The organism is Candidatus Zixiibacteriota bacterium (assembly GCA_022865345.1).
Taxonomy (GTDB): Bacteria; Zixibacteria; MSB-5A5; order MSB-5A5; family RBG-16-43-9; genus RBG-16-43-9.
Window position 1 is genome coordinate 1 of the sequence record JALHSU010000073.1, and the last position, 12,633, is coordinate 12,633.

The window sequence follows — 12,633 nt, forward strand, 5'->3', positions numbered from 1 at the left end:
CAAGGATAGAAAAATCGCAGTTAAAGATGGTTTCAAAGTATTTTCTCCTGAAGATGCAGTCAAAAAAGGAGAAATAATTTCAGTCTTAGCTCCTGATCATAAGCATAAAGAGCTTTATGAGCAAAGCATCAAGAAAAACCTTTCCTCAAGGAAAACCTTGATCTTTGCCCACGCCTACAGTATCTATTTCGAGCTGATAAAACCCTCTGAATATGTAGATGTAATACTCGTAGCTCCGCATGGTCCGGGAGTTTTAGTTCGAAAATTTTTCTTAGAAGGAAAAGGGGTCACATCTTTTATCGCGGTAGAACAGGATTATTCCGGAAAGGCTCTGGATAAAGCCCTTGCCTATGCTAAGGGGATCGGCTCGACTAAAGCTGGGGCAATTTTGACTACTTTCAAGGACGAAGCCATCGGGGACCTGTATGGGGAGCAGGCGGTTCTGTGCGGGGGACTTTCTGAGCTTTTGAAATCCGGCTTTGAAACCCTGGTTGAGTCTGGTCTATCCCCTGAAAATGCCTATTTAGAGTGCGTGTATCAGTTGGACTTGATCGTGGAGCTTATCAAGAAATATGGAATAGCCGGGATGTTTGATAGAATCAGCCAGACCGCAGAATATGGCTCCTATGTTTCAGGTAAGAAGGTGGTAAATAAAAACCAGATGAAGAATATTCTATCTGAGATTAAAAACGGGAATTTTGCCAGAAAATGGATGAAGGAATATGAAAGCGGAATGAAGAATTATAAACAGATGAAAAAATCCTGGAAAAACCATCTGCTGCAGAAGACCTGGGAGAAATTAAATAAATTCTTGGAGTAGGGGCAATTCATGAATTGCCCCTACCAAAACAAAAACCTTGCTTTTTAGCTAAAATGATTTAAGTTTTCAAGATGGAAATAACTGAGGACACAATTGTCTATCGGTATTACGGAACCGAGCTGAGGATGGTGTTTTACCTTGCCGGCTTGTTTTTCCTTCTGCTTTCGATCTTCAGCTTCAAATCCCCTTTCAGCTTAAGCCTTGTTTCCTTTGTGGTCTTCCTCTTGATCACCCTTTTAACTTATTTGGACTACAAGCGACATCTCTTAATCTTAGATCGCGAAGAACTTAGCCTGAATACACTCTTCAGATCTAAGCTGAAAAGCTTATCCTGGAAAAGCATCCAGAACATCACCACCCAGGAATATGGGATTTTCGATCTCTTAAAAATCACCCGCATAAGTTCAGAGAAAAAGGAGCTCAGGGTCTTCTCCTTTATGGAGGACTATTACCATTTTTTGAAAGATATTCATAACCAATCCAAAAATTCCCGGATCGACAAACTTACAAATGACCTGCTCACAGGACAGGCTGATTTTTGAAATTATGGAGAGGATATGCTTAAAATAATGTCCAGCTTTTTACTCTGTTTTATTGTTGTTTCCTTATTTTACCTTGAACCTGTCGTTGCCGAAGAAAGCAAGCCGGATTTGGATTCCATAATCTCACGGGGAGTGGATCTCATCCGTTGGGATAAGTTCGATCAGGGGATCGCAGAATTCAAAAAGGTAATTGAGTTATATCCGGACGAACCCGCAGGGTATTTTTTTGTAGGAGCTTCCCTGCAGGGGCTGATCGATGATTACAGAAATGAAACATATAATGCGGAGTTTGAGAAATATATCAACCTGGCTATTAAAAAAGGTAATGCGAAGGTGGATGAAAACCCGAACTCGGCCTCAGAACACTTCTACCTGGGAGGGGCTTTAGGCTACAGAGGAATCTACCGCTCTTTCAGGGGAAACTGGTGGGGCGCATTTATGGACGGCGGAAAAGCTTATTCCCATCTGAAAGAGGCTCTGGAACTTGACCCGCAGCTTTACGATGCCTATTATGGGGTAGGAGCATATCATTACTGGAAAAGCGTTAAATCCAAGCTTTTCTGGTGGCTTCCTTTTTTCGGGGATGAAAGGAAAAAGGGGATTCAGGAGACTATGATTGCCATCCAGAAAGGAAAGTACGCTAATACCGAAGCAGCCAATTCTCTTCTGAGAATCTACCTGGAGGAAAAAGATTATCCTGGTGTCTTAAAATGGAGCGAAGAGGTAAAAAAGATTAACCCGGATAATCCTTTCCGTCTCTGGATGACTGCTTATGCCTATATCGATATGAAAAACTGGGATGATGCCCAGAATACCTTTTTGTATCTTTTGAATGTTTTAAAGTCCTCACCTTATTATGATCCGGCTGGCGAATACGAATGCCGCTACTGGCTGGCTTATACCAATTTTAACCTGGGAAATATTCAATCTGCTCAGCAGGAGTTAAATAAAGCTCTTCAGCTTGAGCCTGAGGTCAAAGGAAACGATTATGCAGAGCCATTTCTGGATAAGGTCAAGGAACTGCAGAAGGAGATCTCTCAAAAGCTGAAAACTAAATGAAATTTTCCCTTTTTATTTTTTTATTCATAAGCCTTATCATTTCTACTTCTGTTGCTTCTCCTTCTGATCCGGCTGATTCCCTGCGGGGCGACCCTTCGGAACGGTCATCGGACTCTTCCTTTTATCTAAACCTGATAATTGAAGGGATAAATGCCACCCTTAACGAGAACTATCTTTTCGCAGAGAGCAGGTTTAAGCAGATCATAAGAGAAAAGCCCGAAGACCCGGCTGGATATTTTTTCCTGGGCGCTTTGTACCAGGCAGAGATGATGGACTACGAGGGTGATTTCAAAGAGAAGGAGTTCTATTCAGAACTTGAGACCGCAATCAAACTAGCCAGAAATAAAATAAAATCCGGAAAAGAGACCCCCTGGGATTACCTGTACCTAGGTAATTCGTATGGGTATTTAGGAGTATATAAGGCACGAAAAGGCGGCTGGTGGCCCGCATTCAAAAACACCTTAAAGGCAAAGTCTGCCTTCAAAAGGGCGCTTGAACTGAATCCCAAATTTTACGATGCCTATGTGGGTTTAGGCTCATATCATTACTGGACCAGCTATTTTACCAAATCTTTTGCCTGGCTTCCCTTTTTTGCAGATGAAAGGAAAAAAGGTGTAGAGGAGTTAAAGTTAGCTGCCAAAGAAAGCCTTTTCTCCAGGGTGGCAGCCCTGAACGCTTTGATCTGGATCTATATTAAAGAAAAAAACTACTCCCCAGCTATCTCCTTAGCCGATAGTCTGCAAAAGGAATATCCAGATGGAAAGATCTTCTTATGGGCTTTAGCCACAGCTCACTATGAGAAATACGACTGGTATAAAGCCATAGAATATTATGGGCTGATAAAAAAGAAGCTCAATAATAATCCTGCTGAAAATTATTATAACCTGATAGAATGCCAGTACCGGATCGCAGATTCCTATTTTAACTCCGGCGATTTTACAGAATGCGTCTCGACCTGCAGGGAGGCTTTAGGTTATGATCTGGATAAAAAGACGAGAGAAAGACAGAAGGAGAAGCTGAGTAAGATCAAAGAACTGCTAGACAGGTCATTGAAGATAACTGGCAAAAAATAAAATCTGCGGCCTGCGGTGGAACAGGCATCTTGCCTGTTCTGTCAGACAGGAATGTCTGACCTACCTACTCCAGTTGGTTCGGGAATTGGATTTCCCGAACCATTTTATTTATATCTGTTACAAGAGGAGATACTGGTCAAAGATTAAATGACTTAACCTCTCTGGATTATTTCATTTAGCTTTTCTAATAACTTCTGCCAGTCATCGGTGGGGTCATTTTTAAAATTCTTACCAGAACCAGAATGCCAAAATAATGTGTATGAATAGAAACCCGTATTTTTTCTCGTAACTCGATCTGGAAATCCTTTTCTTTCTGATAACGTCACATAGACACAAGTAATTTTCTTATTAATTTGCTTTATTCTATGATAGTTACCTTTGATATTATTAATGGTCTCTTTCCCAAAAGAACCCCTATTCTTTATTTCTAGCACAACTAAAACATCTTGAGGTTCATAAAGGATGCCATGTTTTGGTAACACCCCTCTTTTAGGAATAAGCAAGTCTATCTCAATAGGAATCCCCTTTATGAATACATCTCGTGGTGAAGTCGAAATACCATGTTTTTCAAGGGCTTCTTTAATGATCTCCACAGTCACTGCCCCTGCAAACTTTGCACATGTACCAAAATTATTCTTTTCATCCGAAATTTGTTTGAGTATTTCTTTATCTTCCATTTTGAACTCCTCTCAACTATTTCTATAAGTGAAATTTTACCCACTAAAGCCAAGGCAATACTGAAAACTTGAATAATCTTTATATGCTTATTAATCGTTTTTGCCATTTTTAAACCACTTCACCAAAGTCATATAAGAAACAAATATCGTAGTTAATAACTGCAAGAATGGTGAGATAAATATCATCAAAACCAGCCAGCCAATAAAGCTGGCTTTCGGGTCAAAAAGAATTAAGGGAATTCCGAAATTTTTGAAATCATATCCAGGGGTGAAAAGCAATTTAATCGCAGGTCCCCAGAGAATCGCCATCACCACAAGAGTAAAAAGGGAAGTGATAATGGCGTAGTTAAAGACTTTTTTAAGAATATCTTTCAGGTTTTCATTATACAAAGTTAATCTTCTTGCAGTATACCATCCGATAAGAAATCCGAATAATATGCAGAAAATTGGAACGCCCATCCCCATTCCTACACAAAACAAATCGAGGAAGGCAAAAATTAATAAAGTAATTTTTATGTTCAATTTAAAAATTTTATCCATAGCTAAGCTAAGTAGGTCAGGCGACCTGCTCTCCTGACTTTATAATTGCTGTCAGGAGCACGAGGCCCTGCTTTACTGGCTGTGTTTATGCCTATGATGAGTATCTGGCCAATGAACATGAATATGGGATAGTTCTGGATGAGTGTGTTCATGAGAATGTGGTTCGGTAAAACTCCCTGAATGCTTATGCAGATGATGTATATCGCTATGCTTGTGTGAATGGGCGTGGGTTATTGATTTATGAAGATGAAGATGTAAATGTTTTTCACTAATTATCAACCATACTCCTATTATCATAAATCCCGAGGCAGGAAACATCACCCATCCAATCCATTCCCTGAGGATGATAAGCGAAGCTATGGCCCCGATAAAGGGAGCAAAGCTAAAGAATGCCCCGGTTCTTGAAGAGCCCAAACCCTCAAGCGCTTTAATAAAAAATACCAGACTAATACCATAACTGAGTGCTCCCAGTAATAGAGCAAATGCAATCTTGAAGTCTAATAATATCTTTATTCCAAGAATTAATGCAAGTGAGAGGGATATTATCCCGGCGACTAAACCTTTAATTCTGGCAATCTGTATAGGATCTTTATCAGAAATGTTGCGGGTTAAGTTATTGTCTATTCCCCAGCAAACCATTGCAAAGAGAATCAATAACGGGCCGACCGGGCTGAACTTGCCTCCACCAAGGTCCCAGGTTAAAAACAATCCTGCAATAGTCATGCATACCAATGCCAGCCATAAACGCTTTCCTGCATTCTCCTTGAAAATAAATACAGCAATTATAGCGGTGGCGAGTCCTTCCAGATTTAGCAGTAATGACGCAGAGAAACCTGAAACAAGGGTTAACCCCATCAACATGCTTATTGGTCCTATAATTCCACCTGCGAGTATTGCCCCGGCCAACCAGGGTAAATCTTTTTTCTCCAGTGATGCTACTCCATTGTAGGAGCCAGTCATTCTTTTCTTTCTTACTATAGAATACAGGGAAAGACCAGCGAATGCACCAAGATAGAAAAGCCCAGCCAGAGCAACCGGGGGTATATTCTTGACAAGTAGTTTGGCAAGAGGCGTGCTAATGCCAAATAAGGAAGCAGATATTGTAATGAATAAAAAAGGTCTTTTATACAATTAATTTCGCCTCGTGGTGGAACATACAATCTTGTCTGCTCAGTCAGGCAGGGATGTCTGACCTACCAAATATTAGCTCCAGACCTGCTCTCCTGACTCTAAAATTTCTGTCAGGAGCACGAGGCTCCTGACGTTCACTACTTCATCTTTTTTTGGAAATATTCTTTCAACGCCATTGCATTATTGAATCTTTCCTCCTTTGAACCAAAGAGAATTGTAACCGTTCCTTTTTTCGCTTTGCTTTCAATCAGATCAAGAGATTCTTTTTTGTCCTTTAGCTCTGAAAAATACCTGTGCTTGAACTCAAGCCATTTCTTCGGGTCGTGCCCATACCACTTTCTCAAAGCATCAGAAGGCGCAATATCTTTGAGCCATAAATCAACCTTTGCCCTTTCTTTTGTCAGACCACGTGGCCAGAGCCGGTCAATCAATATCCTGAACCCATCCTCTTTGGCTGGCTCCTCATAAACTCTTTTAACTTTTAGCATCTCTTAACCCCTTCTTAGCGGATATTATGCAATCTGAGAAGCAGAGAAGGGCGGAGTTAAACTCCGCCCCTACGCGGCTCCTTTGATCCTTTAAACCCTTGAACTCCTGAACTTCTTTTTATTCCGGCCCGATTTCTTTTTTGAAAGCCTCAGTTAATTTCGCACCCCAGTTATCCAGGGCAATTAATTTGCCGAAGAAGAACCTCAAGACTGGCGGTTCCTCCACGAATTTCAATCCCTTGACTATATCCCGGTTCTTGTGCAGCCAGGTCAACCGGTCAACCACGTATTCGATCTGCGACATCGTGTAAACCCTTCTGGGCACTGCCAGCCGGGCTAATTCTAAATCTGAAGGTATCTCCTGTTTTGTATCCGGGTCACGGTCAACTGAGATAGTGCCCCTTTCCATACTTCTCACACCAGATGCTATATATACTGCCGCAGAAAGAGCGCCGGCTGGATATTGATTCCAGGGGATGTGAGGTAAGAACAGTTTGGCATCCAGATGACAGGCAAGACCTCCTGGAGGCGTCACCACCGGGATTTTATGCTCTATCAGCCTTTCTGCAAAATACTTGACAAATTCCGCCGCACTTCCAGCCACATTCACATCAGTCATCTCTCTTAATCCGACTGCCATTGCCTCGATCTCTTTGGTGGACATCCCACCGTAGGTCAAAAACCCCTCGTAAACCGGAAGCCAGGGTTTTATCTCCTCATAATATTTTTTGTTGTTGGTGGCTATGAACCCGCCTCTTACGCAACTGCTCTTTCTTCCTGAGAGGTAGAAGATATCGACATAGCTCATCAGCTCTGTGATTATCTCCTGAATCGATTTGTTCTCGTATCCTTTTTCTCTTTTCTTTATAAAGTAGGCATTCTCCGAGATCAAGCTTCCATCGAAAACCAGGAAGATATTATTTTCTGCAGCGATCTTCTTTACCTCTCTTAAGTTCTCCATTGAAAAAGGCTGTCCTCCCAGTAGATTGGTGGTCGCCTCCATTCTGATAAAGGATATCTTATCCCTGCCATACTTTTTTATGACGTCTCTGAACTTCTGTAAATCCAGGTTTCCCTTAAAAGGGTTGGTGCTCTGAGTAATCAAAGCCTCATCCCTGTAGATCTCCAGCACTCTTCCCCCAGCTAATTCAAAATGGGCTCTGGTGGTGGTGAAATGGTAGTTCATCGGAATAACGTCACCGGGTTTTATAAAAACCTTGGCTAAAAGATGCTCGGCTGCCCTTCCCTGATGAACCGGCAGAACATAGTCGAATCCTAAGACGTCTTTTATGGAGCTGGCTAACTTATAGAAACTCTCGCAGCCGGCATAGGCATCATCTGAGACCATCATCGCAGCCAGCTGGTTATCGCTCATCGCATTGGTTCCGCTGTCAGTAAGCATATCCAGAAAGATATCTCTGGTGCGAAGGGAGAAGGTATTATACCCACCCTCTTCAATAGCCTTAAGCCTTTGTTCAACTGGAATAAGAAAAGTTTTCTGCACAATCCTGACCTTGTGCATCTCAACGGGAATCTCTTTCCCGTTGGAAAGCTTCACGATCATTTAAACCTCCTTATATGGTTTGAAGTTTTAGTATTCTGATATAAGTTTGAGAATTTATTCACTTGAGTAATTTATCCTTTCCTTTTAAAAAATCAACCATAATATTGCGATTTTTACAAGGAGAGCAAAAGGCTCTGGTTTTTTGTAGCGGAACTCTTCAGAGTTCCATTTTTCTTTGGTAGGTCAGACATTCATGTCTGACCCCTGTCTGAACAGACAGGAATGTCTGTTCTACCTTTTTTTGCAGCAGAAGGTTGTCAAGGTCTTGAGACTTCAGCCTTCAGCTAAGAAGTGTAGTTGCCCAATTTATTGGGCATTGGTTATTCGTAGGGACAGAACACTGTTCTGTCCTTCCTGTGCTCGATAAATCGAGCAACTACAGTTCGTAGTGCGTCCCGCCACTTGCGGGATTAGCCTCGCCTCCATCCGCAGCGAACCTGAAAGGTTCGCGCTACGAAAACAATTTTCTCCCCAAATCAAGAGCCTCCTGCATTATCTTTTTATCTTCTTTCACCTTCCCCTTCTCAAAGTAATTATGTGCATACAAAATCTTATCAACATATTTTACATTCGCCCATTTGAAAAAACCTAAAAGAGGAATCAGGGCACAGTCGAACTTCTGTTTTTCACCTGCGACTAAAATAATGACCCCTTTTCTTTTCTTTTTCAGTCTCGACTTGAAAGAATATCTGTTTTTCTTCTTAACCAGAGGTGTCAGGCAGTTGCATCTATCTAAAAATAACTTCATTTGCGCTGAAACTGTGTCAAAGTAAATTGGTGAGCCTAAGACCAACACATCTGAGCTTTTTAGCTTGAAGTAAACCTCAGCCATATCATCCTTAATAAAACAAAATCTCGGCTCAGGATTTTTGCCGCAGGACCTGCAAGGGGAAATTTTTAGTCTCTCCAAATATAAAATCTCAGTTTTACCCCCTTTACTTTCCGCCCCTTTCAAAACCTGCTGAATCAATAAATCCACATTCCCGTTTTTAATCGGGCTACCTGAAATCCCTAAGACTTTCATGTTTTTAAGTAAGGAACGGGAGGGGACGAGCCCCTCCCCTACGCAAGTTTTTCCCTAATACCTACCACCTATAACCTAAATCCTACTTCGACATCTTCTTCATCGGTGCTCCACAGCATTTATCCGGCTTGCTGGACTTAGATCCGCACTTCACGCACTTATAACTGGCCTTCTTCTTGGCTGGCATTTTTCTCACCTCCTTTTAAGCAGGGCTGGGAGCCCTGCCTACGCTAGGTATGGAATAAAAAAGCTTTCGTAGGTCGGGCACCCTTGCCCGACCATTATGTACTTATTACGTGCCGCCAGGTCCCCTGACCTGGCTGGAGGATACCACTCTTAAATCTTTTGTGAAAGGATAATCATCCTCGGAGCATCGATCGAATAGGGTGATTTATCCTTTTTCCCATAAGTCTGAATCACCTTCAAGCCCACCTTTTCCAAAAGGTAAACCAACTCTTGAAGGGTATAAAGCCGAAGCTCAAACCATTTAGTCCTCTCGCCTTTTTTATCTATGATGGTCTTATAATTTTTCAGCCGGTTAGTCATCAAGTCCAGACTATTCTCTTCCAAAACCAGAGTCCCATCCTCTAATCTATCCCAGTCTTTTAGCCGCCAATTTTTCACCAGAAAATCCCGGTTTATGATATCCAGGAGAAATTTACCTCCTTTTTTCAAGGAATTAGACACGCCTTTAAGGACTTCGAAGTTCTCCTCGTCTGAAAAAAATCCAAAACTGGTAAAATAGGAGATGGCTGCGGCAAAATGGTTCTCAAAAGGGATTTTCCTCATATCCCCGACTAAAAATTCAATCTGAAGATTCTCCTCTTTTGCTTTCTCCTCCGCCATCTGAATAAATTTCTCAGTGTAATCCAGTCCGGTTATATCATATCCTCTTTTAGCTAAAGGGATCGCATGTCTTCCAAATCCGCAAGCTAAATCCAGGATTTTGCTTCCCGGAGGAAGATTCAAAACCTCTGCAATGAAATCTACATCCGCCTTTGTCCTTTCCTCGGTTAGAAAAGGCTGATAGATTTCCAGGTAATCTTCCTTAAAAAACTCATCATACCAGGCCATATTTTTTCTCCCTAATCTGTTAGCCCTATCTCCACCTGTTCAGATTTCAACGGCGGAGAACTGTTTAGAATCCCTTCTATATAATATCTTCCACCCAATACCCATCTTCTCTGGTTATCCTTAGTATCCCATTCTGTCTTAAAAGTCCAGACCTCTTTCGGGTAGATCGAAAGATTGAGTTCGGTCTTCTCGAAAACTTTGTCATAAGACCATCTCCAGAATTCCCGCCCTTTTCTGTAGATTTTGAAATCGAAAAGTTGGTTTGAATCGAAATTCAATCTGACCACGTCTTCGGAGACATTCTCGATCTCTAATTTCAAATCCACAGGCCCGCCCAGAGGATAACCTTTATCCTGAGTTACAACCCGGATTCTTATTTTTTTATATGGACTTTCTTCTGGATTTTCAGTCTGTGGGGGGTGATAAAGCGGCGTGCATTCAAAGATTGAAAACAAGAAGAGCAAAAAGCAGATTCTAACTGGTTTGAGCAATTTCTTCTCCTTTGGAAAAGTTAGAAAAATGCTCTAAATCTTTTTTCCTGCTTTTCGAAAGGTACATCTCTAAGATAAGAAAAATTGAAGCCAGCCACAAGAAATTTTTGCTCAGTTCTTTCCCATACCTGGTCTTCAGTATCTCCTTTTCCAAATCCTGGTCCGGTCCAATGACCAGTAGATTAGGGCTATCTTTCAGATCATTTTTTAATTCAGAGTCTGTTAACGGCTCAAAATCTGAATCCCGGACATCGAGATTTACTGCAAGCTGGTCAATGACCTCACCCCCGGATTGAAGCTTATAGATTCCCGGTTTTCTCATCTCCTCAAGTTTCAGGATAAGTTTGTCTTTGAAAAACTCCGGGATTAAAGTGACTTTGAAATTATCCGGGTCAACCAGCTCAACTTTTTCGATTTTTGGAGACTCAAACTCCCTTCTGATTTTCTCGCCTACTAAAAATTCTTCTAAAGGGAAAAGACTGGAGCAAAGATATTCAACTGAGCGGCGCACAAACGGGACGAAAATCGTATGCTCTCCTAAATCCGAGAACTCCGGCTCATACGAGCTCATAAAAGCTAATATTTTGCCTGAGCCTGAAGAACTTTCAATTAATGCCGGTGAGCCGGAGCTGAAATTCGCCAGAACCTTAGCTTTTTTTCCGGGAGTTACCTCGTAAATGGAAAAAAACTTAAGCTGTGGGAACTTTGTTTTATCCAGCTCCTTATAAGGCTGAAACACAGGGTGAAATAGGTCCATCTTCTCTAAGGTTAAAAAGCCCTGACTTTTTCCCGAAAAATCTGATTTACCTTTCAAGGTAGAATTAAGATACTTTCTGCAGACTTCAGCATAAACATCTTCTTCCCCTTTGCCAAAGGAGAACAAAACCCCTCCTCCAGAGTTCAAAAATTTATCTAACCTTTTTAAGTCCTCTGAGCTTATTCCTGAAAGGCCAGATAAGACTATCACCTGATAATTTGAAAGCTCAACCCTGGAAAAGAATTTCGAGTCGATTTGAGTGAGTTCGATCTGGTTTTTTCCTTCACCTTTCGGATTTAAGGCTAATCTTAAATAATCTTCTTTTCCCCCTTTATCTCCCACCAAAAGAACTCCGATTTTTTCCGGAAGGTTAAAGGCAAAAAATCTTTTGTTATCTGCCAGAAGGTTGTCATCTGAAATCTCCACGCAACCTGAATGAAGCCCGGCTTCAATAGCCTGCTGGGTGAAATCAAATTTCTTCTCCTCTTCTCCTTTGAGGTCCAGATTTGTCTGGCTCACTCTCTTTCCATCTAGGTACAGGCTAAGCAGCAGATTTTGGGCAGGCTTGTGGCTATAATTGGCAACTATCCCCCTTATCTCAAAAGGGGTCTCTTTTTCTAAAGCCCCCTCGACTTCGATTTTCTTTATTCCCCAGTTCTCTTTCTGTTCATCTGACAATCTGACAATAAAAAGTTTTATTCCCTTATCCTTAAAAACCTTGTCCCATCTTTGCAGAAAAGGAAGCTCTCTGTCTTTTAAATCCGTAAACAGATAGATCTCTTTATTCTCATTTTTAGATCGAGCCAAAAGGTCAAACCCTGCCTTTAAACCCTGATCTAAGTTCGCTGGCTCGAAAGTTAGCTCTGTCTCCAGGATGGCTCTGGAGATAAGGGATGAGTCAAAAGTGGGATAGGATAAAAATTTCTGAGGTATAGAATTATAGGTTACAAGGTAAAGCTCATCTCCTTCTTTATAAGTTTTTAAAAGTTCTTCACCTTTTCTCAATGCCAGGGATAGAAGGCTACCCTTCTTTGTCTCGTATCCCATCCGGTAGGAATTATCTATCAAAAAAAGTACGGAGCTTTTTGCTTTTGCCCCTAATTTCGAGGCAAACCCGGTTCTGGCACTTGGTCGGGCAAAAGCTAAGACCACAAAAAAGATTATTAAGGAACGAATTAAAAGTAGAATCAAGCTTTTGATTTTTATTGCCTTTAGACGGGTTTTCTCTAAGGATTTCAGGAATATTAAGGATGAGAATTCTATCTTCTTGACTCTCTGCCTGGAAAAAAGATGGATTAAGATCGGGATGGCAACAGCCAAAAGAGCCCAGAGGAGTGTGGGGTATAGAAAACTGAACATCTATTCCACCGATTTAAGCCTTTCCTGAGCCAGG

At 41.4% G+C, this 12,633-nt stretch carries 13 protein-coding genes; 4 read left to right on the plus strand and 9 right to left on the minus strand.

The features are described from left to right. The 4 genes from ilvC to MUP17_03110 all read left to right on the plus strand — a co-directional run. A partial coding sequence (gene ilvC / locus MUP17_03095; GenBank protein MCJ7457962.1) for a ketol-acid reductoisomerase occupies window positions 1-820 on the plus strand: 820 nt, incomplete at its 5' end. A 71-nt stretch (window positions 821-891) separates the two neighbouring features. Continuing rightward, complete coding sequence (locus tag MUP17_03100) at window positions 892-1,362, plus strand: hypothetical protein (protein MCJ7457963.1); 471 nt, start codon at window positions 892-894, stop codon at window positions 1,360-1,362. 15 nt (window positions 1,363-1,377) lie between these two features. Further along, window positions 1,378-2,421 (plus strand): hypothetical protein, encoded by a 1,044-nt coding sequence (locus MUP17_03105; protein ID MCJ7457964.1) that lies wholly within the window; start codon window positions 1,378-1,380, stop codon window positions 2,419-2,421. Further along, a complete protein-coding gene (locus tag MUP17_03110) occupies window positions 2,418-3,494 on the plus strand; it encodes a hypothetical protein (protein MCJ7457965.1) in 1,077 nt (358 codons plus the stop codon). Before MUP17_03105 ends, MUP17_03110 begins: the two co-directional genes overlap by 4 nt. Window positions 3,495-3,646: 152 nt before the next feature. Here the strand turns inward: MUP17_03110 and MUP17_03115 are convergent, their stop codons facing one another. The 9 genes from MUP17_03115 to MUP17_03155 form a co-directional block, all read right to left on the minus strand. Next, a complete protein-coding gene (locus MUP17_03115) occupies window positions 3,647-4,171 on the minus strand; it encodes a hypothetical protein (GenBank protein MCJ7457966.1) in 525 nt (174 codons plus the stop codon). Window positions 4,172-4,261: 90 nt separating this feature from the next. After that, entirely contained in the window at window positions 4,262-4,630 is a 369-nt protein-coding gene (locus MUP17_03120) for a hypothetical protein (GenBank protein MCJ7457967.1), read from the minus strand. A 153-nt stretch (window positions 4,631-4,783) separates the two neighbouring features. Continuing rightward, entirely contained in the window at window positions 4,784-5,842 is a 1,059-nt protein-coding gene (locus MUP17_03125) for an EamA family transporter (GenBank protein MCJ7457968.1), read from the minus strand. Between the two features lie 137 nt (window positions 5,843-5,979). Continuing rightward, window positions 5,980-6,330, minus strand: a complete 351-nt coding sequence (locus MUP17_03130) for a DUF488 family protein (protein ID MCJ7457969.1) — start codon at window positions 6,328-6,330, stop codon at window positions 5,980-5,982. A 118-nt stretch (window positions 6,331-6,448) separates the two neighbouring features. Beyond that, a complete protein-coding gene (locus MUP17_03135) occupies window positions 6,449-7,894 on the minus strand; it encodes a tryptophanase (protein MCJ7457970.1) in 1,446 nt (481 codons plus the stop codon). Window positions 7,895-8,345: 451 nt separating this feature from the next. Beyond that, window positions 8,346-8,918 (minus strand): flavodoxin family protein, encoded by a 573-nt coding sequence (locus MUP17_03140; GenBank protein ID MCJ7457971.1) that lies wholly within the window; start codon window positions 8,916-8,918, stop codon window positions 8,346-8,348. Window positions 8,919-9,254: 336 nt separating this feature from the next. After that, a complete protein-coding gene (locus tag MUP17_03145) occupies window positions 9,255-9,992 on the minus strand; it encodes a class I SAM-dependent methyltransferase (GenBank protein MCJ7457972.1) in 738 nt (245 codons plus the stop codon). A gap of 11 nt (window positions 9,993-10,003) precedes the next feature. Next, window positions 10,004-10,483: a BsuPI-related putative proteinase inhibitor gene (locus MUP17_03150; GenBank protein MCJ7457973.1), complete on the minus strand. Its 480-nt coding sequence runs from the start codon at window positions 10,481-10,483 to the stop codon at window positions 10,004-10,006. Next, window positions 10,467-12,599, minus strand: a complete 2,133-nt coding sequence (locus MUP17_03155) for a BatA and WFA domain-containing protein (GenBank protein MCJ7457974.1) — start codon at window positions 12,597-12,599, stop codon at window positions 10,467-10,469. The genes MUP17_03150 and MUP17_03155 overlap by 17 nt, the downstream gene beginning before the upstream one ends. Window positions 12,600-12,633 lie beyond the last annotated feature (34 nt).

Excerpts from the sequence above, each read along its gene's own strand:
- MUP17_03100 (MCJ7457963.1), top strand. The coding sequence starts at position 892 with ATGGAAATAACTGAGGACACAATTGTCTATCGGTATTACGGAACCGAG.
- MUP17_03105 (MCJ7457964.1), top strand. The coding sequence starts at position 1,378 with ATGCTTAAAATAATGTCCAGCTTTTTACTCTGTTTTATTGTTGTTTCC.
- MUP17_03110 (MCJ7457965.1), top strand. The coding sequence starts at position 2,418 with ATGAAATTTTCCCTTTTTATTTTTTTATTCATAAGCCTTATCATTTCT.
- MUP17_03115 (MCJ7457966.1), bottom strand. The coding sequence starts at position 4,171 with ATGGAAGATAAAGAAATACTCAAACAAATTTCGGATGAAAAGAATAAT.
- MUP17_03120 (MCJ7457967.1), bottom strand. The coding sequence starts at position 4,630 with ATGGGCGTTCCAATTTTCTGCATATTATTCGGATTTCTTATCGGATGG.
- MUP17_03130 (MCJ7457969.1), bottom strand. The coding sequence starts at position 6,330 with ATGCTAAAAGTTAAAAGAGTTTATGAGGAGCCAGCCAAAGAGGATGGG.
- MUP17_03135 (MCJ7457970.1), bottom strand. The coding sequence starts at position 7,894 with ATGATCGTGAAGCTTTCCAACGGGAAAGAGATTCCCGTTGAGATGCAC.
- MUP17_03140 (MCJ7457971.1), bottom strand. The coding sequence starts at position 8,918 with ATGAAAGTCTTAGGGATTTCAGGTAGCCCGATTAAAAACGGGAATGTG.
- MUP17_03145 (MCJ7457972.1), bottom strand. The coding sequence starts at position 9,992 with ATGGCCTGGTATGATGAGTTTTTTAAGGAAGATTACCTGGAAATCTAT.
- MUP17_03155 (MCJ7457974.1), bottom strand. The coding sequence starts at position 12,599 with ATGTTCAGTTTTCTATACCCCACACTCCTCTGGGCTCTTTTGGCTGTT.